Origin of the sequence: Paracoccus sp. R86501 (assembly GCF_042466435.1) — a bacterium.
In the GTDB taxonomy this organism is placed as follows: domain Bacteria; phylum Pseudomonadota; class Alphaproteobacteria; order Rhodobacterales; family Rhodobacteraceae; genus Paracoccus.
Window position 1 is genome coordinate 644,931 of sequence record NZ_JAXHPZ010000001.1, and the last position, 26,476, is coordinate 671,406.

Consider the following 26,476-nt stretch of genomic DNA (forward strand, 5'->3'; position numbering starts at 1 on the left):
CTAGCCCCCCTGATGCGGCAACAGCGGATCGCCCGGCAGCAGGTCGTCGCGGAAGGGGTCGCTGAAGCGCGCGGCCCGCACGGCGCGGGTCAGCACCAGAATGTCCGAGCGCAATTCGGCCACCATCTCGTCCCGGCCTTCGTTCATATCCTGCATCATGGTGGTCAGAGCCGCCTCCAGACGCGACAGGTCGGGGGCAACAGGGGTCTGCGTCGCCAACGCGGCCAGCAGCTTGTCCTGCCCGTCGGCCAGACGGTTCAGGCCGTCCACCAGTTGCGCATTGCCCCCGTCGGGGCGCTGCACCAGCGCCTCGATCGCCTGTGCCATGACGACGACGCGCTCGTCGGCCATCAGGGCGGCTTCCTCGCGCAGCGTGTCACGATCGGCGTGATAGCTTTGCAGCCGGTCCATCTGACCCGCCATCTGTTCAAGGAAACCGGCCAATGCCGCCTGATCGACACCTTCACCGTCGCTGCCGGCCAGACTGATGCGGGTAAAGCCCGACATCCATTCCTCCAGCTCGCGATAGAAGCGGTTCTGGCCATGCGTCACGAACAGTTCCAGCAGGCCCACCACCAGCGACCCCGCCAGACCCAGCAGCGAGGATGAGAACGCCGTCGCCATCCCGCCCAGCTGCGCCTCAAGGCCGGTCATCAGCTTGTCGAAGACATCCAGCCCGGTTTCGCCATCCTGCGGCGCAAGGGCACGAATGGTTTCGACCACCGCCGGAACCGTGGTCGCAAGCCCGTAGAAGGTTCCAAGAAGACCAAGGAAGATCAGCAGGTTGGCAAGATATCTTGTGATGTCGCGCAATTCGTCGATGCGCGTCGCCACCGAATCCAGAATCGAGCGCGCCGATCCGGTCGAGATCACGCCATCCGCAGGGCCCCGCGTGCCCAACAGCGCGGCCAGTGGCGCCAACAGACGCGGGGCCACCGCATCGGGCGCGGCGGTTTCGGCACCGCGACGGCGGGCGGCAAATCCTTCGATCCAGCTGACCGAGCGGACCAGCTGCGCCAACTGCCAGAAACAGGCCAGCACACCCAGGCCAAAGACCGCCAAGATCAGGCCGTTCAGCCAGGTGTTGGCCATGAAGATCGGCAGGATCCGACCATAGGTCAGCCAGCCCCCGATCATCACCAGCGCCAGCACCGTCAGCATCAGCAGGATCTGGCGCACCGGTTGGGAAAAGCGCGGCGCACCGGCACCCATCAACGCCTGATCGCGCGTCGCGGTGATACGGCGTTCGCCAAGGGTCAGCCGCCCGGGGGCACGAGGTTCGCCATGTGTCGGATCGCTCACGTAAATACCCGTCCCTTCGATGCTTTTCCGCCAAGTGTAGGGAAGGCCCCTGCACTTGCCAAGCGTTCCGAAAGGGGCCTCAGCCGCGCGGTATGGCGTCCTGCAATGCCCGAACCGCGCGCGACAGGCTGTTCAGCTCATCGTCGGCCATGCCGATGTCGGCCAGATGGGATGCGGTGTTGTGCAGATAATCCGCATTCGGTCCCCGGCCACCATGCGCCATGGCGATGATGCGGGCCTGTTCGTCATGCGGCAAGCCGCCCGCATATTGCCAGTGATCGCGTCGCATCACATAGGCCAGCGCGTGGACATGGCGCCCGTCCTCCAGCTGCAGGGGCAGGATTTCTTCGCGATAGGCCTCGGTGACCAGTTCGCGCGCGCGAAGATAGGCCAGCACGCGGTCATGGTCCTGCGGGGCGATGCGCAGTGCCACACCGCGACAGGCGGCCTGCGGGTCCTCATCCAGACCCAGGACCAGCCCGGGCAGGTCATAGGTGCCCCGATGCTCGATCGAGCGCAGGCAGAAGCTGCGCGCAAAACCTGCAAGGCGCGCGGGGGCGGTTTCGACGGGGTCGAAGCCCGGGTCCCAGATCAGGGAGCCATAGCCGAAGACCCATTCGATCTTATGCGTTGTCGTTTCATCCATTGTCGGCAAAGGTAAGCCACCAGACGGGCGGAAAAAAGAGGCAGGTCGCATGTTCAGGGCATTCATCGGCATCGGGCTGTGTGCTGCGGCGGTCGTGGGCCTCTGGGCGGGGGGTGAAACCTTGGCCAGCCGCCGTGTCGCCGAATTGATCGCGGGCGATCCGGCGTTGCAGGCAGCATCCGTTCAGCCATTGCGCGACCCTCCGGATTTCGGACTGCGGATCGAGGCGCCTTCTTTCAGCGATCCGGTGGGCGGCCTGTCGCTGCCTTGGGCGGTGGTCCGCATGTCGCCTGCCGCACCGACCACGGCGCATCTGATCCTGCCGAACGACGGCCAGATGACCATTGCCGGTCAGACCCATGTCCTTGGGCTGGATGGTCCGCATGCGATGATCCGTCTAGCACCGCTGAAGCGTCTGGCGCCCGATCACATCGACATCATGGCAGATCGGATCACGCTTGACGGCACGCCGGTGATCGAGGGGCTAGATCTTGAACTGCAGATGTCACGCCTGGGTTCGGACGCGCCGCTTGTCGCGCGTGCGTCTTATGATGCGCATCTGGGGCTGGGGGCGGTTCAGACGGCGCTGCTGTCGCAGATGGGGCTGAACCTGCAGGGCATTCCCGATCCGGTCAGTGTCAGCGGCAGCATCCTGCTGTGGCTGGACGGGACGCCTTCGGTTCGGGGGCAGGCGACGCCGTCGATCGTGGGCTGGCAGACATCGGGCCTGACCATCGGGGCAGGGGCGATGTCGCTGCGCGTCGTGGGCCGTGTCGTGCGCGACAAGGACGGTCTGGCCGAGGGACAGGTCGCCATCTATACCGCCGATGCCCAGCAGATCATCGATCAGGCCTCGGACATGGGGCTGATCCCGCCATCGACGCGGATGTTGCTGCGTGCCGGGCTGGGACAGTTGGCCAGGGCGCAGATCGATGCGGAAATGCCCGGCCCCGACTATCCCGAACCGGCGAACGGGCAGGTGCGGCTGCCGGTACAGATGATCGAGGGGCAGATCAGGCTGGGCGGCATCCCCATCGGACCCGCCCCGCCCTTCGGCGCCATCTAGGCCGAGGGTTTCGCCCCCGGCGTCCGGCCGAAATCGGGTGCGCCCGTGTCCTGACCCGCATCGATGATGCCGCGCCGGATTGCGCGCGTGCGGGTAAAGTAATCATGCAGCTGTTGGCCGTCACCCATGCGGATGGCGCGCTGCAGAACGAACAGTTCCTCGGTGAAGCGGCCAAGGATGTCCAGCGTGGCATCCTTGTTGTGCAGGAACACGTCACGCCACATGGTCGGATCACTGGCGGCAATGCGGGTGAAATCGCGGAAACCGGCGGCGGAATATTGGATCACTTCCTCATCCGTCACGCGGCCAAGATGATCGGCGACGCCGACCATCGTATAGGCGATCAGGTGGGGAACATGGCTGGTGACGGACAGCACCAGATCGTGATGCGTCGGCTCCATCCGGTCGGTCTTGGCACCCATGGCGGTGATCAGGCGGTCCAGCCGCGCAACGGCAGCATCATCGCTGTCGGCCAGGGGCGTCAGCAGCCACCAGCGATTGGCGAAAAGCGTTGCGAAACCGGCCATTGGCCCCGAATGTTCGGTCCCGGCCAAGGGGTGCCCGGGAACGAAGTGGACGCCCTGCGGGACATGCGGCGCGACGGCATCAATGACCGATTGCTTGACCGAGCCGACATCCGTGACCGTCGCCCCCGGTGCCAGATGCGGCGCGATCTGGGCCATCACCTGACCCATGGCGCCCACCGGAACCGCCAGCACGATCAGATCGGCACCGGCAACGGCATCCTTGATATCGTCATGGATGCTGTCGCACAGACCGATCTGGCGGGCGGTCTGGCGGGTCTCGGCGCTACGCGCAAAGCCTGCGATATGTCCGGCCAGCCCACCCGCCCGCATGGCATGCGCCATCGAGCCCGCGATCAACCCCAGCCCGATCAGGGCAACGCGGTCGTAAATGACGGTCATTCCGCTCTCCGTTCGGCCATGAAGCTGCCAAGGGTCGCGATGACACGACGGCAGCCGTCTTCGTCGCCGACCGTGATCCGCAGGGCAGCCGGCAGGCCGTATCCACCGACGCGGCGCACCAGAATGCCATCGTCGCGCAGGGCGGCATCGGCGGCGGCGGCGGTTTCAGGGCTGTCGAACCGCGCCAGCACGAAGTTGGCAAAGCTTTCGTCGCAGCCGATGCCCATCTGCACCAGCGATTGACGCATCCAGTCGCGCATCCGGCGGTTCAGATCGGCACAGGTCCGGGTGAATGTCGTGTCGCGGATGGCGGCTTCGGCGGCGGCCATCTGCGCGTTGGACAGGTTGAACGGCTGGCGCACGCGGTTCAGGACATCGATGATGTCCCGCGCGGCATAGCCCCAGCCGATGCGCAGCCCGCCCAGCCCGTGGATCTTGGAGAAAGTGCGCGTCATGATGACGTTCGGATGCCGGTTGACCAGCGATGCGCCACCGTCGAAGCCATCGGCGAATTCGGTATAGGCGCCGTCGTGGACCAGAATCACGCGGTCGGGCAGGCCGTCAACCAACTGCTGCAGTTCATCCGCATTCAGCATCGTCCCCGTCGGATTGGCCGGGTTGGCAATGAAGACGATACGGGTGCGTTCGGTTACGGCATCAAGGATCGCCTGAACATCGACGCGCCGTTCGCCTTCGGAAACGGTGACGGGGACCGCGCCGACCATCCGCGCCAGGATCGGATACATGGAAAAGCCGTGCTCGGTCGTGATGATCTCATCGCCGGTGCCGGCATAGGCATGGGTGATGAACTGCAGCACCTCGTCGGAACCCACGCCGCAAATGATGCGGTCGGGGTCCAGATCGCAGATCTGGCCGATGGCGGTGCGCAGGGATTTGTGATCGGTGACCGGATATCGATGCAGATCGCCCGAGGCCGCCGCGAAGGCCGCCTGCGCCGCAGGGCTGCAGCCCAACGGGTTTTCGTTCGAGGACAGTTTCAACACGTCCGCGCGCCCCTTCAGCGTGCTTTCGCCGCTGACGTAGAGCGCAATGTCCATGATGCCGGGCTGCACGGGTATCTGGGTCATGGGTCCATCCTTTGTCCCGCCCCGTCTAATCCGCCGCTGCGGGTTATGAAAGACCCCACGGGATGCGACATGAAAAAGGGCCGCATCCGAAGATGCGACCCTTTCGACAGTCGATGATGGCGAAGATCAGTTCTTCGCGTAGAATTCGACGACCAGGTTCGGTTCCATCTGCACGGCATAGGGGATGTCGCCCAGTGCCGGGGTGCGGACGAAGGTCGCGGTCATCTTGTTGTGGTCCGCTTCGATATAGTCCGGAACGTCACGCTCGGTCAGGGCGACGGCTTCCAGCACGACGGCCAGCTGGCGCGAACGCTCGCGGATCGAGATGACATCGCCTTCCTTGACGCGGTAGGACGGGATGTTGACGCGCTGGCCGTTCACTTCCACGTGGCCGTGGTTCACGAACTGACGTGCGGCAAAGATCGTGGCGACGAATTTGGCGCGATACACGATCGCATCCAGACGACGCTCCAGCAGACCCACCAGGTTCTCACCGGTGTCGCCCTTGACGCGCTCGGCTTCACCGAAGATGCGACGGAACTGCTTTTCGGTCAGGTCGCCATAGTAACCCTTCAGCTTTTGCTTGGCGCGCAGCTGGGTGCCGAAGTCGGAGAGTTTGTTCTTGCGGCGCTGACCGTGCTGACCCGGGCCGTATTCACGACGGTTGACCGGCGATTTGGCGCGGCCCCAGATGTTTTCGCCCATGCGGCGGTCAATTTTGTACTTGGCAGACGTGCGTTTTGTCACGGCTGATCTCCTTCTTAAGGTTACGAAGGGCGTTGTCCTCTGGCTTGCGCCTGACAGGGTTCCCCTCGCGGGGTCCACCAACACCAATGAAGTCGCGGCTTATACAGGGGTGTGGCCGCGCGTCAACCGCAAAGCCCGCAGAAACGGCGCAGATTCACGACAGGGTGCCGTCCGGTTGGAAGAAATGCGACAGGGGCAGGGCGGCGGCACCTAGAATGCGGGCACTGCGGCCCAGGGACCCTTCGATCACCTGCGGCAGATCGATGCCCGCCGTGGGGCGCTCCAGCAGTGCCAAGCGAGTCGCTTCGGCCAGCCGGGTCCGGGTGGCGGGGGGCAGGGCGCCGTCGATCACCACTAGCGGCAGGTTGACCAGCGCCACCGCCGACAGTGCGGCGAAGGCCAGCGCCTTGCCCGCGCGTTTGCACCACGCCGCTTCCAGATCCGGCGGCACGTTCCAGCCGCTGTCGTCGGGCGGCAGGATGTGACCGATGTCGCGTTCCAGTGCCGCGACCGAAGCGATCTCGAGCAGTTGCCCGCCCTCGGGGACCGGCATCGAGCCAAGCGCCCCGGCATTGCGCTGTGGTCCGTGACGCAGGGCACCATCCAGCACGATGCCGCCCCCCGCGAAATGGGCGATATAGATGTGGATGAAGTCGGGTGGCAGGCGTTGTCCGCCAAAGATCAGCTGGGCGGCGCAGGCCGTCGTCGCATCGTTCTCCAAAAACACCGGGAACGGCATTTCCTGATCCAGAATGCGGTGCAAATCGACGTCCAGCCATGTCTCCATGTCGCTGCCCCAGTCCCACAGGCGATAGGGGGCCGCGATGCCAAGACCCATCAGGCGGCGCATCTCGTCGGGGTCCAGGGACCGCAGGATGGTGGCCAGCCCGTGGCGGGCAAATGCCAGCACCCTTTCGGGGTCGGGAAAGGCATAGACCTCTTGGCGGTGGATGCGGACCTGACCGGTGAAATCCACCAGCGCCAGTTCCACCAGCCGTCGCCCGATCTTGAGGCCAAGAAACAGCGCCCCGCCCGGAGCCAGCGCCAAGGGCGTCGAAGGCTGGCCCACCTTGCCCCGGATGGCGGCTTCGGTTTCCAGCAGACCGGCGCCGATCAGCTTGCGCGTCAGGTTGGTGACCGATTGTGCCGACAGCCCGATCTGATGGGCCAGCACCGCGCGCGACATCGGGCCGTGACGCCGTATCAACGACAGCACAAGCCGCTCGTTCCGGCTGAGCCAGCCGGGATCGACACGATCAGTTGTCATGCAGTTCTCCTCCGAAAATGTATTAATCAACATGATTGATTTATTGACAAGGGTTATTTCTTGAGGCTTTCTGATCGCAAGGCGGCCGAGGAACCGCCATGCTGGAGGAGATACATAAAGTGACCATGAAAACCGTTTTCCGCGCGTCCGTCGCGCTGTCCGCCCTTGCCTTGTCGGCAGGTTTCGCACAAGCGCAGGACACGACCAAGGCGTGCTTGATCACGAAGACCGACATCAACCCGTTCTTCGTCAAGATGAAGGAAGGCGCGACCGAAAAGGCCAATGAACTGGGCGTCGAGCTGATGACCTTTGCCGGTAAGGTCGATGGCGACCACGAAACCCAGCAGCAGGCCGTCGAAAGCTGCATCGCGGCTGGTGCCAAGGGCATCCTGATCGCGGCATCCGACACCAAGGCCATCGTCGATTCGCTGAGCCAGGCCCGCGACAACGGCATGCTGGTCATCGCGCTGGACACGCCGCTGGACCCGATCGACGCCGCCGATGCGACCTTTGCCACCGACAACCGCGAAGCCGGCCGCCTGATCGGCGCATGGGCCGCGGGCAAGATGGGCGAAGCGGCCGCTGACGCCAAGATCGCCATGCTTGACCTGTCGGCCAGTGCGCCTTCGGTCAACGTGATGCGCGACCAGGGCTTCCTGGAAGGCTTTGGCATCGACGTGAAGGACGAAAACCAGATCGGCGACGAAGACGATGCCCGCATCGTCGGCCATGACGTCACCTCGGGCAACGAGGAAGGCGGCCGCGAGGCGATGGAGGCCCTGCTGCAAAAGGACCCCGCCATCAATCTGGTCTATACCATCAACGAACCTGCCGCGGCCGGTGCCTATGAGGCGCTGAAGTCCTTCGGCAAGGAAAGCGACGTCCTGATCGTCTCGGTCAACGGCGGTTGCCCGGGCGTGACCAACGTGCAGGAAGGCGTCATCGGCGCCACGTCCCAGCAGTACCCGCTGCTGATGGCATCCAAGGGCGTCGAAGCCATTGCCGCCTTCGCCAAGGACGGCACCAAGCCCGAGACCACCGAAGGTCTTGATTTCACCGACACCGGCGTCAGCCTGGTCACGGATGAAGCCGTCGATGGCGTCGAGTCGATCAGCGTCGAAGAAGGCCTGGATCGTTGCTGGGGCTGATCCCCTGCCGACCATGACAACCTGACGGGGCGGCGGCGACATTGGTCGCCGCCTTGCCTTGTCGGTCCAAACCCACGGAGACATTCATGTCCGATTCCCCAGATCCCGTGGTCCAGCGAAATGCCAGCGAGTCGGTTGCCCAATTCGAACACCACTCGCGCAGCCTTCTGGACCGGACGCAGCATTTCCTGCACCAATATCCCACCATGGTACCGGTCATCGTGCTGGTACTGTCGCTGATCGCCTTCGGGATGATCTCTCCCAACTTCTTCTCGGCGTTCAACCTGTCGCTGATCCTGCAGCAGGTGGCGGTCGTCGGCACGCTGGCGGCGGCGCAATCGCTGGTGATCCTGACGGCGGGTATCGACCTGTCGGTCGGTGCGGTCATGGTGCTGATCTCGGTAATCATGGGCAACCTGGCGGTGAACTTCGGCATCCCGGTGCCGATCGCCATCATCATCGGTCTGGCCTGCGGTGCGGGCACCGGCGCGCTGAACGGCCTGCTGGTCACGCGGCTGAAACTGCCGCCCTTCATCACCACGCTTGGCAGCTGGAACATCTTCCTTGCGCTGAACTACTACATGTCGGGCAGGGAAACGATCCGAAGCCAGACGCTGGACGCAGAAGCGCCCTTCCTGAAATTCTTCGGCACCCGCTTCAACGTCGGGGACGCGGTGCTGACCTATGGCGTCGTCCTGATGGTGATCGTCTTTGCCGTGCTGTATTACGCGCTGTACAAGACCGCATGGGGCCGTCGCGTCTATGCCGTCGGCGATGATCCGGAATCGGCGGCGCTGGCAGGCATCCAGACCAACAAGATCCTGATGTCCGTCTATGTTGTCGCGGGCATGATCTGCGCGCTGGCCGCCTGGTCGTCCATCGGGCGCGTCGGTTCGATCAGCCCGACCTCGTTCTTCGAGGCCAACCTTGAATCCATCACCGCAGTCGTCATCGGGGGCATCTCGCTGTTCGGTGGTCGCGGGTCGATCCTTGGGCCGCTGATCGGGGCGCTGATCGTGGGTGTCTTCAACTCGGGGCTGCGGCTGGCGGGTGTGGACGTGTTGTGGCAGCTGTTCGCGACCGGCTGGCTGATCATCTTCGCCGTCGCCATCGACCAATGGATCAGAAAGGTGTCGTCATGACCGAGCCGCTTCTTTCCGCCCGCAATCTGGTCAAGCGCTATGGTCGCGTGACCGCCATGGACCACGCGGATTTCGACCTCTATCCCGGCGAGATCCTGGCAGTTATCGGCGACAATGGTGCCGGCAAGTCCAGCCTGATCAAGGCCCTCTCCGGTGCGGTCCGCCCCGATGAGGGCGAGATCCGGCTGGACGGCAAGCCGATCAGCTTCGACAGCCCGCTGGATGCCCGCAAGTCGGGGATCGAGACGGTCTATCAGACGCTGGCACTGTCTCCCGCCCTGTCGATTTCCGACAATATGTTCATGGGCCGCGAAATCACCCGCAAAGGTTTCATGGGCAAGTTCCTTGGCATGCTGGACAAGCCCGCCATGGATAATTTTGCTCGTGAAAAGCTGTCCGAACTGGGGCTGATGACCATCCAGAACATCAGCCAGCCGGTCGAGACCCTGTCGGGTGGTCAGCGTCAAGGCGTGGCCGTGGCCCGTGCCGCAGCCTTCGGCAGCCGCGTCATCATTCTTGACGAACCGACTGCGGCGCTTGGCGTCAAGGAAAGCCGTCGCGTGCTGGACCTGATCCAAGATGTGCGGTCGCGGGGCATCCCGATCGTGCTGATCAGCCACAACATGCCCCATGTCTTCGAGGTCGCGGACCGCATCCACATCCACCGTCTTGGCAAGCGCCTCTGCGTGATCAACCCCAAGGAACATACGATGTCGGATGCCGTGGCCTATATGACCGGCGCCAAGGTTCCGGACGGAGTCGCCGCCTGACGCAAGGCGATGGCAGATCTGAAAAGGGCGGGACGTGATGTCCCGCCCTTTTGCATGTCAGTCGCCCAAGCGGCGGATCAGGAACCATGCCAGCGCCGAACAGATCAGCGTCGTGGTGATCGCGGGGATCGCGGTCCCGTCATACAGCAGCCCCACGGGGGCCGCGATGACCACCGCCGACAGCGTCGAGATTGCCGCGACGATCGAGGCCGCCATCCCCGCGATATGCCCCATATGCTGCAAGGCCAGCGCGTTCAGGTTGCCGAAGGTGACGCCCGCCATGAAGAAGACGCTGGTCGCCCAAAAGAAGAAGGCCGGGAACTGCAGAGCCACCGGAATGACATCGGCCAGCATCAGCAGCAGGATCACCGAGGACACCACGGTCTGCATCACATAGGCCCATTTCGCCATCCGGCGCATCCCGAAGCGGATCACGAAGGTCGCGTTCAGGATCGTGCCCGACCCCGACAACAACGCCATCAGCGCGAACCACAGGTGGAAATTCTCGCCCTTGCCATAGGTTTCACCGAACAGCTGCTGTGCCGATGACAGCAGCCCGAACATCTGCCCGAAGCCCAGGGTCAGGATGACGGTGGCCAGCATGACCTGACGGTTCGACAGCACCTCGCGGGCGGCCGCCAGCAAGGTGGTGACGCGCAGGGGGCGGCGCTCGGGGACGGGCAGGGTCTCGGCCTGGCGCAGGTTCAGCCATGTGGCGCCGATCAGGGCGAAGGCGATGAAGGCGATGAAGACCCCGTGCCAATCCGAAAAGCTGATGATGCCCGCACCGATGGTGGGCGCGATGGCGGGAACGGTGATGAAGATCATCATCACGAAGCTGGTGATGCGCGCCATCTCGCGGCCCTGATAGAGGTCGCGGACCAGTGCCAGCCCGACGATCCGGGGTCCAGCCGCGCCGATACCCTGCACGAAGCGCGCGATCAGCAGCAGTTCAAGCGAATTGGCGTAAAGGGCCGCGATGGTGGCGACGATATAGATGCCAAAGCCAAGCGTGATGGTCCGCTTGCGGCCCAAGGCATCCGACAGCGGACCGGCAAACAGCGTGCCCAGCCCCATGCCGGCCACAAAGCTGGTCAGGATCAGTTGGGCGCGATTGACGTTGTCGGGCGTCAGGTCCGACGCGATGCGGGGCAGGGCCGGCAGCATCGCATCCATGGAAAAGGCGATGGTGGCGAAAAGGAACGCCAGCATCGCGATGAATTCGGGCAAGGGCAGCCGACGCTGCTGCGTCGTGCCGGTCATGGTCGTTTGGGTCATGGGGATCACCTGTCGGTTCAGACCCGGCAGATAACCCCGTTTTGCAGACTATGCAAGTTTTACAGCGGCGTCTGTCCCGTCAATTCATCGATGACGCCTTCCCACAGGGTTGCAGGCTGGGCACCGCTGACCGCATGGGTGTCGGCCACGACAAAGGTGGGGACGGAATTGATGCCCCGCTGACGGGCATGGGATTCGCGGCTGTTGATCTCATCCCGGTCGGCGTCGCTGGCCAGCAGCCGGGCGGTTGACGCGATATCCATGCCAGCACCGGCGGCGATGCGGGTCAGGGTCTCGGGGTCGCCGATGTCCTCGGCCTCCAGCCAATGGGCGCGCAGCAGACCGGTCATGACGGCGTCCTGACATCCTTCAAGACCCGCCCAATGCATCAGGCGGTGGGCATCGGTGGTGTCGGGTTCGCGCGTCGCGGGGTTCAGCGTCACGCCCAATGCAGCGGCACGATCGGCCACGGCCTGTTCGGCAGCCTGCGCGTTCTCACCCAGCTTGGCGGTCAGATATTCGGCGCGATCCATCCCCTGCCTGGGCATCTGCGGGTTCAGGCGGAACGGGTGCCAGATGATCGTGAACGGATGGTCGGGGCGGTTCACCAATGCCGCGTCCAGCTCCAGCTTGCCGATCAGGCACCAGGGGCAGACAGGGTCGGCGAAAATATCAAGGCGGGTCATGATCGATCCTTGCAGTGGGCGTCGCGCAAAGCGCGGCGGTTGATCTTGCCGGTCGGGGTGCGGAGCTGATGCGGCACCACCGACGAATTCGCGGGGCTGCTTGTAACGCGCCGACCTGTCGCGGGCCAGAGCCTGCGCATCGGCCAGCGGCACGCCGCAGGGATATCGCCGATGACGGCAGGATGTGCTTTGGCCTGCCGGGGCTGCAGTGAAAGCAGCCTGTGGCAACTGCGAAGGCCATGGCTCTGGAATACTTGGGTCAGCCTTTTGGCCAAATAAAAACGGCCCGTGCGAACGGGCCGTCAAGTCACGCGACGAACGCGTCTTAAAGCAGCTGCAGATCGCTTGCCGATGCACGGCCATCACGGCCCGACTGCAATTCGTAGCTGACCTTTTGGTTGTCCTGCAGGCCCGTCAGCCCGGCACGTTCCACGGCCGAGATATGGACGAAGACGTCCTTGTCGCCATCATCAGGTGCAATAAAGCCAAAGCCTTTGGTGGCGTTGAACCACTTAACCGTTCCGGTCGCCATAACCGTTCTCTCCTTCAAGTCATCCCGGCGCAGGGATTGCGCCAGGCCGTGCAGCCCGCTTTCGGTCTTCCGGCTGCCCGTAAAGGGAGCGGTAGAAAGTCTCTTGCTCACGCAGATCAAAGGATGACCGAATCGAATTAAAAGGCAAGTCTGTTTTACGCGCAGGCGGTGGCCTGCGCGTGAAGCTTGGGCGACATCTGGCCGTTTCAGCGCAGGTCGGGGGCGGTCGCCTCGGTCGTCAGCATCTGGATCACCTCTGCCAAGGGCAGGGTGCGACTGCCTTGGGCATCAAGGCGACGCAGGGAAACGGTGCGATCCTCGACCTCTTTCATGCCGATGGCCATGATCGCGGGGACCTTGCCGACCGAATGTTCGCGGACCTTGTAGTTGATCTTTTCATTGCGAATGTCGGCCTCGGCGCGGATGCCTGCGGCGCGCAGTGCCGTGACGACCTCATGGACGTAGTCATCGGCGTCCGACACGATCGAGGCGACGACGACCTGACGCGGAGCCAGCCAGAAGGGCAGCTTGCCCGCATGGCTTTCGATCAGGATGCCGATGAATCGTTCGAAGCTGCCCAGAACCGCGCGGTGCAGCATGATCGGGCGGTGCTTGTGCCCGTCCTGACCGACATATTCTGCGTCCAGACGTTCCGGCAGGTTGGGATCGACCTGCAAGGTGCCGCATTGCCAGTCGCGACCGATGGCGTCGGTCAGCACGAATTCCAGCTTGGGGCCATAGAAGGCGCCTTCGCCGGGGAAGATGGTGTAGTCATAGCCCGCCGCCTGACAGGCATTGCCCAAGGCCGCCTCGACCCGATCCCAGCTTTCATCCGAACCGATGCGCTTTTCAGGGCGCGTGGACAGCTTGATCCGCCAGCCGGTGAAGCCCAGATCGGCATAGATACCCGCCAGAAAGTCGATGAACTTCTTGGTTTCGGCCTCGATCTGATCTTCGGTGCAGAAGATATGCGCGTCATCCTGCGTAAAACCGCGCACCCGCATAATGCCGTGCAGCGCGCCCGAGGGTTCATACCGGTTACACGACCCGAATTCGGCCATGCGCAGCGGCAGGTCGCGATAGGATTTCAGGCCGTGGTTGAAGATCTGCACGTGGCACGGGCAGTTCATCGGCTTCAGCGCGTTGATGGTCTTGGTCTTGGCATGTTCCTCATCGACTTCGACGATGAACATATTGTCCTGATAGTTTTCCCAATGGCCGGATTCTTCCCACAGCTTGCGGCTGACGACCTGCGGGGTGTTCACCTCGACATAGCCATCGGCGCGTTGCTTGCGGCGCATGTAATCCTGCAGCGTGGTATAGATGTTCCAGCCGTTCGCGTGCCAGAAGATCTGGCCGGGGGCCTCCTCCTGCATGTGGAACAGGTCCATCTCGCGGCCCAGCTTGCGGTGGTCGCGTTTTGCGGCCTCCTCCAGCATGGTCATATGGGCTTTCAGGTCGTCGCGATTGCGGAAGGCGACGCCATAGATGCGCTGCAACTGCGGGCGCGTCGCATCACCCAGCCAGTATGCACCCGCGATATGGGTCAGCTTGAAAGCGTCCGCCGGCAGCTGGCCGGTGTTCTGCAGGTGCGGGCCGCGGCACAGATCCTGCCAGTCGCCATGCCAATACATCCGCAGATCCTGATCTTCGGGGATGCGGTCGATCAGCTCCAGCTTGAAGGGCTCGTTCGCGGCCTTGTAATGCGCGATGGCGCTGTCGCGGTCCCAGACCTCGGTGCGGACAGGATCACGGGCGCCGATGATCTTCTTCATCTCGGCCTCGATCACGGCCAGATCTTCGGGCGTGAAGGGTTCGGCGCGGTCGAAGTCATAGAACCAGCCATAGTCGCGGACCGGACCGATGGTGACTTTGACATCGGGCCAGATCGACTGCACGGCGCGGGCCATGACATGCGCGAAATCGTGGCGGATCAGTTCCAGCGCCTGTTCCTCATCCTTCATCGAATGGATGGCGATCTGGCCGCTGGCCATGATCGGCCACGCAAGGTCGATGTGCTGGCCATCAAGGCTGGCGCTGATGGCGCGTTTGGCAAGGCTGGGGGCGATGCTTTCGGCCACTTGGGCGGCGGTGACGCCTGCCTGATATTCGCGCGAATTGCCATCGGGGAAGGTGAGGGAAATCTGGGACATAGGTCCTCCTCGTCGGTTTGGCGCCCACGGAACGCCCGGTTGCGGGTTATGTTAAGGCCGCAGGAATGGACCCCCGTGCAAAAACTGTCAAGATAAGTGCTGGCAGCAATCAGGATGACCGGATGAGAGATATCGAGGAACAGCTGTTCGAGGCGCTGGTCGACGACCCCCAAACCGATGGCGGGCTGGACGACAGGCAGCGCAAGTCCGAGCCGCGCAACTTCCTGCGCCACATCGCGGCGCTGTCGGGGTCCAAGCTGGGCGATGGGCTGGTGGATGCGAAACTGGTCCTGTCGTGGCTGTTGACGCACCTGGGCGCGGGGTCGGTCTTTATCGGCCTGCTGGTCCCCGTCCGCGAGGCGGGATCGCTGTTGCCGCAACTGTTCACCGCGGGGGCCATCGGCGCGCTGCCGCGCCGCAAATGGGTCTGGGCGGCGGGCAGCATCCTGCAGGGTCTGGCCGCGCTTGGCATCGCGGGCGTGGCGCTGACCATGCAGGGGGCGGCGGCAGGGCTGGCGATTGTCGGACTGTTGGCGGTTCTGGCGCTGGCGCGGTCGGCCTGTTCGGCATCCTACAAGGACATCCTTGGCAAGACGGTCGGCAAATCACGGCGCGGATCGGCCACCGGGCTTGCCAGCAGCATCGGAGCAGCGGGCGTCATCATCTTCGCGCTGTTATTGTTGTGGGGACCGGTGGATCGCGCGCCTCTGGTCGTCGGCGCGATCCTGCTGGCAGGCGCGGCCTGGATTGCGGGCGGCGCGATCCTTGCCACGCTGGACGAGGCCGCCGAGCCCAAAACGGGTGCGCTTGGCCTGCGCGAATCCTTGGCGCAGTTGAAGCTGCTGCGGCGCGACGGGCAGTTGGCGCGCTTTGTCGTGGCCCGGTCGCTGCTGGTGGGCACTGCACTGGCGCCGCCATTCCTTCTGGTGCTGGCAGCGGGGCAGGATGCGGACGACAGGCAGCTGGGACTGCTGGTGCTGGCCTCGGCATTGGCATCGCTGGTGTCGTCCTGGGTCTGGGGCCGGATGGCCGACCGCTCGGCGCGGCGGGTGCTGATCTGGTCGGGGGTTGCGGCCGCTGTCGCGCTTGCATTGGCCATCGGGCTGAGCGTCGCTGGTCTGGCGGGGCATGCGATTGCCATCGCGGTGGTTTTGTTCGGCCTGATGATCGCCTATCACGGCGTCAGGCAGGGGCGCTCGACCTATCTGGTCAACATGGCGCCCGACGATCAGCGCGCGGCCTATACTGCAGTGTCGAACCTGATCGTCGGGGTGGTGATCCTGGTGGCGGGTGCTGCATCGGCGGCACTGGCGACTTTGGGCGCGCTGTGGGTCATTGCGGTCTTTGCGTTGGCCTCGGTTGCCGGCGCATGGGTCGCCTTTGGATTGGACGAGGTTGGCTGATGAACGACTATCTTGATACGCCCTCGGGTCGGCGGATTGCTTACAGACAGACAACGGGGCAGGGGCCCGGCATCGTGTTTCTGGGCGGGTTTAAGTCCGACATGACCGGCACCAAGGCCGTACATCTGGAGGAATGGGCCCGCGCGCAGGGCCGCGCCTTCATGCGCTTTGATTATTCAGGCCATGGCGACAGCAGCGAGGCCTTCGAAGATGGCTGCATCGGCGATTGGGCCGAGGATGCCATACAGGTCATCGCCACCCTAACGACGGGACCGCAGGTGCTGGTCGGATCGTCGATGGGCGGTTGGATCAGCCTGCTGTTCGCGCGCCGGATGCCCGAACGCGTAGCGGGTCTGGTGACCATCGCCGCCGCCCCCGATTTCACCGAGCGTGGCTTCTGGCCCGGCTTTTCTGAGGAACAGCGCCAGACCTTGATGCGGGACGCTAGGCTGGAGCTGCCAAGTGATTACGCCGATCAGCCCTATGTCATCACCCGCCGCCTGATCGAGGACGGTCGCGAACAGCAGGTTCTGAACCAGCCTCTGGACCTGCCCTTCCCGGTGCGTCTGCTGCAGGGGACGGCCGATACCGATGTGCCGATTCAATGGGCGCTGGACCTGATGGAGCATGCGACATCGCCGGACCTGCGGCTGACGATGGTGAAGGGCGCCGATCATCGCTTTTCGACGCCCGAATGTCTGGATCTGGTCACCGATACGATCAGCGCGCTGCCGATCGGGTCGTAATCAGAACGGCAGGGTGTAATGTTCGCCCATGTCGGGCTTGTCGCCGGTGACCTTGGACTTGGCGATCTGGAACAGGAAGCCGATGCTGCCGTCCGTGGCCCAGACCTCGGCCTCGGACAGGGTCAGCCGCATCAGCTGCACGTCGGGATCGTCCTTGCCGCCCTCGAACCAGCTGGAGGCGATGGCGTTCCAGATCTCGTCCAGCTTGGTGCGATCATCCGACAGCGACAGGCTGCCATGGATGCGGGCATAGATGCCCTTGCCGGCATCGGTGACGACATGAATGGCGTCCTTGGGCCCGCCTGCCAGCGTTTCGGCCAGATCGGTACCCTTGGCGCCAATGAACCAAAGCGTGGATTGATCACGATCGGCATAATGCGACATGGGCACCAGCCGAGGATCCTCGGTGGTGCCCAGCATGCCTGCGTTCACATCGTCGAGCCGGCCCCAGAACTGGTCGGCGTGGGTGTCATGGTCGGTCATGGAAATCCCCCTTGGCCGCATGATGCGACCATCGGGGGATAACGACGCGCGCGACCTGCGGTTCCGCCGACCTCAGACGGCGATCTTGCCGTCGTCCATGGAGTTGACGATGCCGCAATCGGGGTTCTTGGCGCCTTCCTTGCGGCGACGCTTGGGCTTGATCGAATCCGGCAGGGCGGCGTTTTCATCGATGAAGTCCAGAACCAGCGGGCGGATGTTCAAGCGCCATGACTTGCCGGCAAAGATGCCATAATGGCCCGCGCCCGGTTCCAGATGCTGGACCTTCTTTTCGGAGGGAACGCCGCTGCACAGGTCCAGCGCCGCGACGCATTGCCCGGGCGCCGAGATGTCGTCATTGCCGCCTTCGACCGTCATCACGGCGACATCGGTGATCTTGCTGATGTTGACCGGCGTGCCGTTGACGGTGAACCGGTTCTGCGCGATTTCCAGGTTCTTGAAGACGCGTTCGACCGTTGACAGATAGAACTCGGCCGTCATGTCCATCACGGCCAGATATTCGTCATAGAACTTGTTGTGCTTGTCGGCCTCGGATGCGGTGCCACGGGCTTCTGCGAAGATCTGGTTGATGAAGGCGCGCGAATGGGATTCGGCGTTCATCGCGATGAAGCTGCTAAGCTGCGCCAGCCCCGGATAGACCATCCGGCCCGCGCCGCGATATTTGAAGCCGACGGATTGGATGAGCAGATGCTCCAGCTCGCCCATGGTGATGCGGTTGCCGAAATCGGTCACCTCGGTCGCGGCGGCGTCGGGATCGACGGGACCGCCGATCAGGGTCAGCGTGCGGGGCTGGGCCTTTGGGTTTTCGGCGGCCAGAATCGCGGTCGCGGCCAGCGCCAAGGGGGCGGGCTGGCAGACGGCGATGACATTGGTGTCGGGGCCGAGATGCTTGATGAAATCGACCAGATAGCTGGTGTAATCCTCGACGTCGAACTTGCCCTCGCTGACCGGAATGTCGCGGGCGTTGTGCCAATCTGTGACGTAAACCTCGCAGTCGGGCAGCAGCGAGATGACCGTTGACCGCATCAGCGTCGCGTAATGGCCCGACATCGGCGCGACCAGCAGCACCTTGCGCGGCATGGGTTCGCGGCGTGCGACGCGGAAGTGGATCAGATCGCCAAAGGCGCGCTTCACCTCGGGTTCGACATAGACGATGTGGTCCTGACCTTCTTCGCCGACGATGCTGGGAATTTCCCAATCGGGTTTCAGCACCATGCGGCTGAAGCTGCGCTCGGTGACGCGGCCCCATGCGCTGAGCAGGTGGAACGCCGGGTTCGGCACCAGCGCGAAAGCCGGATAGGACCCCATCGCGCGCGCCGTGGCACCCAGCCATTCGTTCGTATTCCTGATCGTCTCCATCGCGTCATAGGACACGATGCCCTTGATACCCTTGACCGGCATGTCATCCACCATCTTGCTGCGCTGCGGCATCAGTATTTTCGCGATCGAGGCGTGCCGAATTTCGGTCACAAGCCGGGTTTACGCCTTGCCTGCCCTGCGCGTATCATTCCAATATTATTAGGGGGGAATGTTTCATATGGCAAGCCAGCCAAGGAATTCCGACAAAGAAGTTACCGGGGCAGGGCGCAAGAAGCCAACCAGCGGCAAATCGCGCAGCAAGGTCACGACGGCGGATGCGGCAACCGAAAAGCCGTCGCAAGATGCTGCAGTGCAGCGAAAAACTGCCGCGAAGAAGGACCCGTCGGCCACCCCCCGCAGCAGGGTGCGCAAGCCCTCGGCCAAGGCGGCACCCAAGGTCGATGTGCCAAAGGAACAGGCAACTGCCGACAAGGCGGCCGATCCCGTGCAGGACATCCATGACAGCCAGCAGGAGGCTGCGCGCATGCTGTCGCGCATGGCCGATATGGGCCATGGCCCGACCGCGCAGAAGCTGGCCGAGAACATCGAGCGGATCGAGGGGCTGGGACAGCGCCTGATGCAGGCCTTCGGGTCGCGCAGCCTGCCCAATCCCGGTGTCGAAGGGCCGGGTGCGGATCTGTTCATGACCGCCACCAGCGCCTTCATGAAGACGCTGACCGAACATCCCACGCGCATGCTGGAAACGCAGGTGTCGTACTGGGCCGAAACACTGACGAATTATTCCCGCGCGCAGCGGGCGCTGGTCAAGGGACCGCTGTCCGTCCCCGAGGATGAGGATACCGGCGACCGGCGGTTCTCGAACCCGCTGTGGAAAAGTCACCCCTATTTCAACCTGATCAAGAAGCAGTACCAGACCAACGCCCGCGCCCTGCGCGACGCCGCAAGCGAACTGGAACTGCCCGATAAGGTCGCCCGCCGCCGTGTCGATTGGCTGACCAACCAGATCGTCAACATGATGGCGCCGACGAATTTCTTGGCGACCAACCCCGATGCGCTGGAAAAGGCCATCGAGACCGAGGGGGAAAGCCTTGTCCGCGGCCTTGAGAACCTGGTCCGCGACGTCGAGATGAACGGCGGCGAAATGGTCGTGTCGCTGGCCGATCGCAAGGCATTTGCCGTCGGCGACAACATCGGCACCGCCCCCGGCACGGTCGTTCACCGCGCACCCTTGTACGAGCTGATCCAATATGCGCCCACGACCGACAAGGTCCATGCGCTTCCGCTGATCATCTTCCCGCCCTGGATCAACAAGTTCTACATCCTGGACCTCAAGCCGCAGAACAGCATGATCCGCTGGCTGCTGGAACAGGGGCATACCCTGTTCATCGTCAGTTGGAAGAACCCCGGCCCCGAACTGTCCGAAACCGGCATGGAGGATTACATCGCGGCCTACCTAGAGGCGATGGACAAGGTCCGCGACCTGACCGGCGAAAAGCAGTTGAACGCGGTCGGATACTGCATCGCGGGGACGACGCTGTCGCTGACGCTGGCGCTGTTGGAAAAGCGCGGCGACACGCGGGTCAATTCGGCCACCCTGTTCACGACGCTGACGGATTTTTCGGATCAGGGAGAGTTCACCAGCTTCCTGCAGAACGATTTCGTCTCGGGCATCGCCGAAGAGGTCAAGCGCCACGGATTGCTGCGCGCCCATCTGATGTCGCGCACCATGAGCTTCCTGCGTGCCAATGATCTGGTCTGGGGACCGGCGATCCGCAGCTATATGATGGGCGAAGCGCCGCCGGCCTTCGACCTGCTGTTCTGGAATGGCGACAGCACCAACCTGCCGGGGCGCATGGCAATGCAATACCTGCACGGCCTGTGCCAGCAGAACGCCTTTGCGGGCGAAGGCTTCGAGGTCATGGGCCAGCGTCTGCACCTGTCGGACGTCAAGGTGCCGCTTTGCGCCATCGCCTGCGAAACCGACCACATCGCGCCGTGGAAGGATTGCTGGCGCGGTGTGGCGGCCATGGGCACCCGCGACCGGACCTTCATCCTGTCGCAATCGGGCCATATCGCGGGCATCGTGAACCCGCCCTCCAAGAAGAAATACGGCCATTACGTCAGCGACGACGATTTCGGCAGCGGCCATGAAGCATGGCGGGAATCGGCCAGCTTCCACGAAGGCAGCTGGTGGCCGCGTTGGGGCGAATGGCTGGCCGAAAGGGCGGGGCGAATGGTCGATGCACGGACACCCGACGAAGGGCTGGAACCGGCGCCGGGCAGCTATGTCCATGAACGTGCCGGCTGAACGTGGCAGGGGCGTGACGGCGGATCAATGGGTTATGCCCAGCTGCCGATTACGCCCCGATTGTGCTGCGTCGCAGAATAAAACTCTTGAAATGCTGCACTGCAGCATGCATATTGGGGCCACGGAATAGAAGCGACGATTGTTCCCTATCCAAGTCTCTCTGTCGTCGCAGTTACAGGAGTATACGTTATGGCCAAGACCCCCGATTTTGCGAAGACGATGCAGGACATGATGGCGAACTTTCCGATCGATACCAGCTCGATGCAGGACGCGATGAAGTCCCACAGCATGCTGGGCGAAAAGCTGACCAAGGTCGCGCTGACCGCCGCCGAACGCTCGACCGAGATCTCGGCGCAGTGGGCCAAGGATTCGATCGCCCGCATGGGTGAGATGACCTCGAAAAAGGAAGAGCCCGCCGATTACGCCAAGGCCATGAGCGATTTCGCATCCTCGTCGGCCGAAATGGCCGCCGAGCATATGGCCGCCTATGCCGAAGTCGCCAAGAAGGTTCAGATGGACACCGTCAACCTGATGCTGACCGCCGGCAAGGACATGGCATCGGACGCCCAGAAGGTCGCCGAAAAGGCGACCCGCGACACGCAGGCAGCCGCCAAGAAGGCCACCAGCGCCACCGCAAAGTGATCTGACGATCCGACGTGATCTGAAGGGGCAGCTTCGGCTGCCCTTTTTCATATGCGGCATGGCGGCCCGTCCGGGGCTTTTTCCTTTGCCTTTTGCATGTGCAGCTTTCATCATGGGTGAAACGACCCCAAGGAAGCCCTGATGGCCGCATCATCTGCGCCCCTGCTGATCAAACGTTACGCAAGCCGTCGCCTGTATAACACCGAGACCAGCGATTATGTGACACTCGAAGACATCGCCGCCTTCATCCGCGAAGGCCGCGAGGTGAAGATCGTCGATCTGAAATCCGGTGATGATCTGACCCGCCAATACATGCTGCAGATCATCGCGGAACACGAAAGCCGCGGCGAAAGCGTGCTGCCCTTGGACGTGTTGACGGATCTGGTCCGCAGCTATACGACCAACGCACAATCCGTCGTCCCCCAGTTCCTGGCTGCCAGCTTCGAAATGCTGCGTGATGGCCAGTCCAAGGTCATGGAGAACATGTCGGCGATCCCGAATCCTATGTCCTCGATGCCGGGATTCGAAGCGTTGCAGCGCCAGCAGCAGATGTTCCTCAAGACGATGATGGGCGGTTGGCGCGGCGGTGCATCGGGTCCCGAACCCGAAGACGACCCATCGGACAAGCCTGCCCAGGCCCCCGACGATGCGCAGGACATGGCCGAAATCCGACGCCAGTTGGCCGAGCTGCAAAACCGTGTCTCCAAGCTCTGATATCAGGCTTGCGGATCGCCGCATCACAGGCTAGACCCCATTCCACGGAGCGGTGGCCGAGTGGTCGAAGGCGCACGCCTGGAAAGTGTGTAGGCGGGGAACCGTCTCGAGGGTTCGAATCCCTCTCGCTCCGCCAAATGCCAGAAACTAACCTGTCTCCAAGTCCGGCTCCCGCCGGATTTTTTCGTTATATTCAGGGGTTATGGGACGGGACATCTTCACGTGTCCCGCCCCAGGTAGGCTTCACTTTGTTCTCTAGCGACCGCATTTCTCTAAAGCTTATGACTGCGTCGGAACGGTGGTCAGCTCGCAATGAACTCAAAATATGCGATCTTTTCTAGCTATTCTTTGGCGTTGAATATGAGGGTCTTCTAAGACTAAGGATCTCTGGTCGAACCGCATCCGCTTAGTATACCTCCGAGATATGGCGGAGCGGCCCCTTTGATAGGGATGATCGCAGCCTACACCGGCGAATCCTGCCGAAATGCAGTCTGCATGGAAAGTAAGGGATCGACACTAAACCAGCGACGACGCGAAGGGCGGAGAGCGGCCTTACGGCAGTGCGGCGTGGCATTTGCGGCATCAGCTGAAAGCGGACGCTCAGTATATCGAGTGACAGCGGGGTGTTTCTGGCGACAGAACGGGCGGAAAGCGGCCTGTAAATGATGCAGCAAGGATCATGCCCATGACATGCAAGCGGTCGTTCATTCGCGTTGCAGCAACACCGACGCCGTGGTCGACCTGTAGTCCGGAAAGCCCTTTTATGGCGGTGCAGCATCGCCGCTGCGGCACCGCTCATTGCGGATACTCAAACGGTTCAAGGTTTGGTACGCGCCCTACCAACGCCGAGGGCGAACTCCGGAAGCTCACAGTCTCGCGGTAATCCCCCCCGATCTTAAGGGGATGCGGAAGTAGAATTTTCTCGGCAGGATGAACGAGGAGATTCCAATGAAGAAGACACGTTTCACAGAAGCCCAGATCATGGGCGTGCTACGACAGATGGAAGGCGGCGTTCCAGCTGCCGAACTTTGCCGCGAACATGGCATTAGCAGCGCCACGCTGTACAAATGGCGCGCGAAGTATGGCGGCATGGATGCGAGCCTGATTTCCGAGATGAAGGTGATGGCCGAGGAGAACCGGCGGCTGAAGCGCATGTATGCGGATGTCAGCATGCAGAACGACCTGCTGAAGGAAGCGCTCGGAAAAAAATGTCCGGCCAACTCAACGCCGAGAGCTGGCCGTGAAAACGGTGGCGATGAAAGGCGTCAGCATCGCGCTGGCGTGCCGGGCGTTTGATGTCAGCGAGACCTGCTACCGATACAGCCCGAAGCTCGATGACGAGAATGAGCAGATCGCGGCTCTGCTGCTGGGGCTGACAGCAGCGAAGAAGACCTGGGGCTTCGGCCTATGCTTCCTGTACATGAGGAATGTCCAAGGTCATGGCTGGAACCATAAGCGAGTCTACCGGATCTACCGCGAACTGGAGTTGAACCTCAGGATCAAGCCGCGCAAACGGTTGAAGCGGGACAAACCGGACGAGCTTGCTGTGCCGGACGCACCGAACGAGGTCTGGTCGATGGATTTCATGGCGGATCGCCTCGGCGACGGTCGCCAGTTTCGGCTGCTGAATGTCCTGGACGATTTCAACCGCGAGGGCCTGGGCATCGAGATCGACTTCTCTCTGCCCGCCGAACGCGTCGTCCGGGCCCTTAATCAAATTATCGAATGGCGCGGTGCTCCTGGAACAATTCGAGTCGATAACGGCCCGGAATATATCAGCGGCACCCTCATGGAATGGGCTGAGAACAGGGGCATCACCTTGGCCCACATCCAGCCCGGCAAGCCCCAGCAGAACGCCTATGTCGAGCGCTACAATCGAACGGTCAGACACGAATGGCTGGATCTGTACATTTTCGAAAGCATTGAGGAGGTTCAGCAGATTGCCACCGAGTGGCTCTGGTCCTACAACCACGAACGCCCCAACATGGGCAATGGCGGGATGACACCCGCCCAGAAACTGAAGATGGCCGCGTAAATTCTACGACCAAGCCCCCGTAAAAATGGGGGGATTACCCGTCAGGCGATGGTCGGAATGGAAATCATTTTAAGAAACGCCTGATCAATTGACCAAGCATTCTCTGTGATACTAGGCTACTACTTTTTAATCAGTCATTCCCGGAAGTCCGCTAATACCGAGAACTGATGCATCGGTTCCTTTACGGCCGACAAGCATTGTCATTGACCAACTGCCCGCGGACGAAGGCAGGGCGATTGCACAGCCATCCACCAGATTGACCAAAGACGTATTGCGCAACATCGCGGCATTTAGGCGATCAAAGTCGGCCTCGACTTCGGCAATCGTCGGCGGCAATATTTGTAGCGTCGGGGCCAGCATTGCATCAAAGCACTGCATCAGATCGTCAAAATGCTGACATATTTCGGCACGGGCCGCATAGGCGTCAGTGATTTGATCCGCCGACAAAGTTTCAGCGAATTTGATCCGTGCCAGAACTCGTGGATCGCCGATTGCCTGTAATTCGGTCAGGCGGCTGGCGTATAGATTATGCGCTTCGACCGAAACAATGATGCGGTTCAGGCCGACGGCGGCGCCGATGCGGGATGCGTTGACTGGCTGCAGCTGATGACCCAAGGCGCGCAGGCGCTGCTGACGTTCAGCAAAAAGCGCCTGAACCTGCGGTGAAAGGCCGTTGACAAAACCGCCTTCTGGAACGGCAAACGTGCATGGTCCCTGAATATCTGCGTTGACGGTTTGGCCCGCCATCACGTCCAGCACCGCCATCACGGTCTGACGATCACGCGCCATCGGGCCCGGCGTGTCATAGCTGGGCGCAAGGGGGTGCACGCCTTGGTCGTCGATCAGGCCTTGGCTGGGTTTTATCCCCCAAATGCCGTTGGCCGCCGCTGGAATGCGCAACGACCCGCCGGTATCAGTGCCGATTGCAGCGTCCGTCAGTCCAAGCGCGACAGCAACGGCACCGCCCGAACTTGAGCCCCCCGGTATAACGCCATCGACCAGCGCACTTGATGGTGTGCCATGGTGCGGGTTTAGTCCGACGCCGGAATAGGCAAATTCAGACATCGAGGTTCTTCCGAACATCAATGCACCTGCCTGACGAAGTCGTGCAACGGTAACTGCATCCACTTCCCCCGCTGGTTGATCTGCCAACAAGCGCGAACCGGCGCTGGTGATCTGGCCCGCCTCGTCGAACAGATCCTTGACCGAGATCAGCATGCCGAACAGCGGCAGATTTTCGCCCGCATCATGTCGGGCCTGCTGGCGTTTCGCCTCGGCGCGGATGCGATCGGGGCTGAATTCGGTAAAGATTGCGCGGCGCTGTGTGTCGGGCAGCGCTGCAACGCGTTCAATCGTGCCCTCGACGCGGGTCAGAAACGGGCTCATGCGACCTCGGACAATTCGGTGGTGGTGTATTCATGGACGATACGCCGCCCACTGGCGGGATCGGTCATCGTCATGCGGAATTGTGCAGCCGGACGCACACCGCCCTTGGCGCCGAACGTGCCGCACATCATGGCCACAGCGCCATCATTCGACAGGCGGTCCAATTCCGATCCTGTGATCAGATCGGTCAGCGGACGGATGCCGGCCAAAGTGCCTTGCTGATAGGGCAGCCATGCGCCGTCCTCGAAGATCCAGCTTTCCAACACGATCTGGTCCAGACGGTCGGCAACCGTGTCCCAGTCCCACAGTTCAGTGGCACAGGGCTTGGCGCAAACCTGTTTGGACAGCGCGACTGAATGCGCCTCCAGCGTGCGGTCGGTGTGGTCCGAGCCAAGGCCCAACCACCGCTTGCCGCCCGCCTGAATGATCAGCGGTTCAACCTCGCCCGAGCTGCCGTTGCCAACAACCTCGATACGGGCAGCTGAGGTCAGCAGACCGCCCGATACCCGATAATACAATGGGGTGGCCGAGGGCGGCTTGACGCCGATTGCAGCAAGTTCTTCGATGTGGTGGCGGATGCCCGCTTCGTCGCGACCGGTCCAGCCAGCGACAACCAGATGTGCCAGTTCAAGTTCCAGCCATTGACCATTGCAGATAAAACGCATGGTTC

General features: G+C 62.6%; 24 protein-coding genes and 1 tRNA gene. 11 read left to right on the top strand and 14 right to left on the bottom strand.

Annotated elements, in window-relative coordinates; genetic code table 11:
- On the bottom strand, positions 1-1,212 hold the full coding sequence (locus SJY40_RS03260) for a biopolymer transporter ExbB (protein ID WP_378948257.1): 1,212 nt from the start codon (positions 1,210-1,212) through the stop codon (positions 1-3).
- A 169-nt stretch (positions 1,213-1,381) separates the two neighbouring features.
- Complete coding sequence (locus SJY40_RS03265) at positions 1,382-1,948, bottom strand: gamma-glutamylcyclotransferase (protein ID WP_378942691.1); 567 nt, start codon at positions 1,946-1,948, stop codon at positions 1,382-1,384.
- Between the two features lie 49 nt (positions 1,949-1,997).
- Here SJY40_RS03265 and SJY40_RS03270 point away from each other — a divergent pair, with 49 nt between their 5' ends.
- Positions 1,998-3,014, top strand: a complete 1,017-nt coding sequence (locus tag SJY40_RS03270; protein WP_378942694.1) for a DUF2125 domain-containing protein — start codon at positions 1,998-2,000, stop codon at positions 3,012-3,014.
- Here SJY40_RS03270 and SJY40_RS03275 read toward each other — a convergent pair.
- The 4 genes from SJY40_RS03275 to SJY40_RS03290 form a co-directional block, all read right to left on the bottom strand.
- Positions 3,011-3,940: a prephenate/arogenate dehydrogenase family protein gene (locus tag SJY40_RS03275; protein WP_378942696.1), complete on the bottom strand. Its 930-nt coding sequence runs from the start codon at positions 3,938-3,940 to the stop codon at positions 3,011-3,013. The genes SJY40_RS03270 and SJY40_RS03275 overlap by 4 nt on opposite strands.
- Entirely contained in the window at positions 3,937-5,028 is a 1,092-nt protein-coding gene (hisC, locus tag SJY40_RS03280; protein WP_378942698.1) for a histidinol-phosphate transaminase, read from the bottom strand. Before hisC ends, SJY40_RS03275 begins: the two co-directional genes overlap by 4 nt.
- A gap of 126 nt (positions 5,029-5,154) precedes the next feature.
- Positions 5,155-5,775 (bottom strand): 30S ribosomal protein S4, encoded by a 621-nt coding sequence (gene rpsD / locus SJY40_RS03285; protein WP_072296971.1) that lies wholly within the window; start codon positions 5,773-5,775, stop codon positions 5,155-5,157.
- A gap of 154 nt (positions 5,776-5,929) precedes the next feature.
- Complete coding sequence (locus tag SJY40_RS03290) at positions 5,930-7,042, bottom strand: ROK family protein (protein WP_378942702.1); 1,113 nt, start codon at positions 7,040-7,042, stop codon at positions 5,930-5,932.
- A 125-nt stretch (positions 7,043-7,167) separates the two neighbouring features.
- Here SJY40_RS03290 and SJY40_RS03295 point away from each other — a divergent pair, with 125 nt between their 5' ends.
- The 3 genes from SJY40_RS03295 to SJY40_RS03305 all read left to right on the top strand — a co-directional run bounded on the left by SJY40_RS03295 (position 7,168) and on the right by SJY40_RS03305 (position 10,102).
- Positions 7,168-8,190, top strand: a complete 1,023-nt coding sequence (locus SJY40_RS03295) for a sugar ABC transporter substrate-binding protein (protein ID WP_378942705.1) — start codon at positions 7,168-7,170, stop codon at positions 8,188-8,190.
- Between the two features lie 86 nt (positions 8,191-8,276).
- Positions 8,277-9,332 (top strand): ABC transporter permease, encoded by a 1,056-nt coding sequence (locus SJY40_RS03300; protein WP_378942707.1) that lies wholly within the window; start codon positions 8,277-8,279, stop codon positions 9,330-9,332.
- On the top strand, positions 9,329-10,102 hold the full coding sequence (locus SJY40_RS03305; protein ID WP_378942710.1) for an ATP-binding cassette domain-containing protein: 774 nt from the start codon (positions 9,329-9,331) through the stop codon (positions 10,100-10,102). The genes SJY40_RS03300 and SJY40_RS03305 overlap by 4 nt, the downstream gene beginning before the upstream one ends.
- A gap of 57 nt (positions 10,103-10,159) precedes the next feature.
- Here SJY40_RS03305 and SJY40_RS03310 read toward each other — a convergent pair whose 3' ends face one another.
- The 4 genes from SJY40_RS03310 to thrS all read right to left on the bottom strand — a co-directional run bounded on the left by SJY40_RS03310 (position 10,160) and on the right by thrS (position 14,751).
- Positions 10,160-11,380 (bottom strand): multidrug effflux MFS transporter, encoded by a 1,221-nt coding sequence (locus tag SJY40_RS03310; protein ID WP_378942713.1) that lies wholly within the window; start codon positions 11,378-11,380, stop codon positions 10,160-10,162.
- Between the two features lie 59 nt (positions 11,381-11,439).
- Positions 11,440-12,066 (bottom strand): DsbA family oxidoreductase, encoded by a 627-nt coding sequence (locus SJY40_RS03315; protein WP_378942716.1) that lies wholly within the window; start codon positions 12,064-12,066, stop codon positions 11,440-11,442.
- Positions 12,067-12,391: 325 nt separating this feature from the next.
- The gene (locus SJY40_RS03320) at positions 12,392-12,598 is read right to left on the bottom strand and encodes a cold-shock protein (protein WP_378948260.1); all 207 of its coding nucleotides are present in this window, start codon (positions 12,596-12,598) and stop codon (positions 12,392-12,394) included.
- Between the two features lie 206 nt (positions 12,599-12,804).
- The gene (gene thrS, locus SJY40_RS03325) at positions 12,805-14,751 is read right to left on the bottom strand and encodes a threonine--tRNA ligase (protein ID WP_378942718.1); all 1,947 of its coding nucleotides are present in this window, start codon (positions 14,749-14,751) and stop codon (positions 12,805-12,807) included.
- 122 nt (positions 14,752-14,873) lie between these two features.
- Between thrS and SJY40_RS03330 the strand changes: the two genes are divergently transcribed.
- A complete protein-coding gene (locus tag SJY40_RS03330; protein ID WP_378942720.1) occupies positions 14,874-16,154 on the top strand; it encodes an MFS transporter in 1,281 nt (426 codons plus the stop codon).
- Positions 16,154-16,900 carry an alpha/beta fold hydrolase gene (locus SJY40_RS03335; RefSeq protein WP_378942723.1) on the top strand — a complete coding sequence of 249 codons (747 nt, stop codon included), beginning with the start codon at positions 16,154-16,156 and terminating at the stop codon, positions 16,898-16,900. Before SJY40_RS03330 ends, SJY40_RS03335 begins: the two co-directional genes overlap by 1 nt.
- Here the strand turns inward: SJY40_RS03335 and SJY40_RS03340 are convergent, their stop codons facing one another.
- Both SJY40_RS03340 and phaZ read right to left on the bottom strand, forming a co-directional pair.
- On the bottom strand, positions 16,901-17,383 hold the full coding sequence (locus SJY40_RS03340; RefSeq protein ID WP_378942725.1) for a pyridoxamine 5'-phosphate oxidase family protein: 483 nt from the start codon (positions 17,381-17,383) through the stop codon (positions 16,901-16,903).
- A 72-nt stretch (positions 17,384-17,455) separates the two neighbouring features.
- Positions 17,456-18,787 (bottom strand): polyhydroxyalkanoate depolymerase, encoded by a 1,332-nt coding sequence (phaZ, locus tag SJY40_RS03345; protein WP_378948263.1) that lies wholly within the window; start codon positions 18,785-18,787, stop codon positions 17,456-17,458.
- Between the two features lie 457 nt (positions 18,788-19,244).
- Between phaZ and phaC the strand changes: the two genes are divergently transcribed.
- The 5 genes from phaC to SJY40_RS03370 all read left to right on the top strand — a co-directional run bounded on the left by phaC (position 19,245) and on the right by SJY40_RS03370 (position 24,420).
- The gene (phaC, locus tag SJY40_RS03350) at positions 19,245-21,029 is read left to right on the top strand and encodes a class I poly(R)-hydroxyalkanoic acid synthase (RefSeq protein WP_378948266.1); all 1,785 of its coding nucleotides are present in this window, start codon (positions 19,245-19,247) and stop codon (positions 21,027-21,029) included.
- Between the two features lie 189 nt (positions 21,030-21,218).
- Positions 21,219-21,671: a Phasin gene (locus SJY40_RS03355; protein ID WP_378942727.1), complete on the top strand. Its 453-nt coding sequence runs from the start codon at positions 21,219-21,221 to the stop codon at positions 21,669-21,671.
- A 141-nt stretch (positions 21,672-21,812) separates the two neighbouring features.
- Entirely contained in the window at positions 21,813-22,385 is a 573-nt protein-coding gene (gene phaR / locus SJY40_RS03360; RefSeq protein ID WP_378942729.1) for a polyhydroxyalkanoate synthesis repressor PhaR, read from the top strand.
- A 46-nt stretch (positions 22,386-22,431) separates the two neighbouring features.
- A tRNA-Ser gene (locus tag SJY40_RS03365) sits at positions 22,432-22,521 on the top strand.
- An 812-nt stretch (positions 22,522-23,333) separates the two neighbouring features.
- Positions 23,334-24,420, top strand: a protein-coding gene (locus SJY40_RS03370) for an IS3 family transposase (protein WP_378942731.1) whose coding sequence is annotated in 2 segments (ribosomal slippage) — positions 23,334-23,596 and positions 23,595-24,420 — 1,089 coding nt in all. Because the reading frame shifts where the segments join, the coding sequence is not laid out codon by codon here.
- Between the two features lie 126 nt (positions 24,421-24,546).
- Here SJY40_RS03370 and SJY40_RS03375 read toward each other — a convergent pair.
- Positions 24,547-25,806 carry an amidase gene (locus tag SJY40_RS03375; RefSeq protein WP_378942734.1) on the bottom strand — a complete coding sequence of 420 codons (1,260 nt, stop codon included), beginning with the start codon at positions 25,804-25,806 and terminating at the stop codon, positions 24,547-24,549.
- Positions 25,803-26,471 (bottom strand): DUF2848 domain-containing protein, encoded by a 669-nt coding sequence (locus tag SJY40_RS03380; protein ID WP_378942736.1) that lies wholly within the window; start codon positions 26,469-26,471, stop codon positions 25,803-25,805. The genes SJY40_RS03375 and SJY40_RS03380 overlap by 4 nt, the downstream gene beginning before the upstream one ends.
- Positions 26,472-26,476: the final 5 nt, after the last annotated feature.

Coding starts and splice junctions, on each gene's coding strand:
- SJY40_RS03260 (WP_378948257.1), bottom strand. CDS start 1,212: ATGGGTGCCGGTGCGCCGCGCTTTTCCCAACCGGTGCGCCAGATCCTG.
- SJY40_RS03305 (WP_378942710.1), top strand. CDS start 9,329: ATGACCGAGCCGCTTCTTTCCGCCCGCAATCTGGTCAAGCGCTATGGT.
- SJY40_RS03335 (WP_378942723.1), top strand. CDS start 16,154: ATGAACGACTATCTTGATACGCCCTCGGGTCGGCGGATTGCTTACAGA.
- SJY40_RS03290 (WP_378942702.1), bottom strand. CDS start 7,042: ATGACAACTGATCGTGTCGATCCCGGCTGGCTCAGCCGGAACGAGCGG.
- SJY40_RS03320 (WP_378948260.1), bottom strand. CDS start 12,598: ATGGCGACCGGAACGGTTAAGTGGTTCAACGCCACCAAAGGCTTTGGC.
- SJY40_RS03375 (WP_378942734.1), bottom strand. CDS start 25,806: ATGAGCCCGTTTCTGACCCGCGTCGAGGGCACGATTGAACGCGTTGCA.
- SJY40_RS03295 (WP_378942705.1), top strand. CDS start 7,168: ATGAAAACCGTTTTCCGCGCGTCCGTCGCGCTGTCCGCCCTTGCCTTG.
- SJY40_RS03275 (WP_378942696.1), bottom strand. CDS start 3,940: ATGACCGTCATTTACGACCGCGTTGCCCTGATCGGGCTGGGGTTGATC.
- thrS (WP_378942718.1), bottom strand. CDS start 14,751: ATGTCCCAGATTTCCCTCACCTTCCCCGATGGCAATTCGCGCGAATAT.
- SJY40_RS03265 (WP_378942691.1), bottom strand. CDS start 1,948: ATGGATGAAACGACAACGCATAAGATCGAATGGGTCTTCGGCTATGGC.
- phaC (WP_378948266.1), top strand. CDS start 19,245: ATGCTGTCGCGCATGGCCGATATGGGCCATGGCCCGACCGCGCAGAAG.
- SJY40_RS03270 (WP_378942694.1), top strand. CDS start 1,998: ATGTTCAGGGCATTCATCGGCATCGGGCTGTGTGCTGCGGCGGTCGTG.
- SJY40_RS03330 (WP_378942720.1), top strand. CDS start 14,874: ATGAGAGATATCGAGGAACAGCTGTTCGAGGCGCTGGTCGACGACCCC.
- SJY40_RS03380 (WP_378942736.1), bottom strand. CDS start 26,471: ATGCGTTTTATCTGCAATGGTCAATGGCTGGAACTTGAACTGGCACAT.
- SJY40_RS03315 (WP_378942716.1), bottom strand. CDS start 12,066: ATGACCCGCCTTGATATTTTCGCCGACCCTGTCTGCCCCTGGTGCCTG.
- SJY40_RS03355 (WP_378942727.1), top strand. CDS start 21,219: ATGGCCAAGACCCCCGATTTTGCGAAGACGATGCAGGACATGATGGCG.
- SJY40_RS03310 (WP_378942713.1), bottom strand. CDS start 11,380: ATGACCCAAACGACCATGACCGGCACGACGCAGCAGCGTCGGCTGCCC.
- SJY40_RS03300 (WP_378942707.1), top strand. CDS start 8,277: ATGTCCGATTCCCCAGATCCCGTGGTCCAGCGAAATGCCAGCGAGTCG.
- hisC (WP_378942698.1), bottom strand. CDS start 5,028: ATGACCCAGATACCCGTGCAGCCCGGCATCATGGACATTGCGCTCTAC.
- phaR (WP_378942729.1), top strand. CDS start 21,813: ATGGCCGCATCATCTGCGCCCCTGCTGATCAAACGTTACGCAAGCCGT.
- SJY40_RS03340 (WP_378942725.1), bottom strand. CDS start 17,383: ATGACCGACCATGACACCCACGCCGACCAGTTCTGGGGCCGGCTCGAC.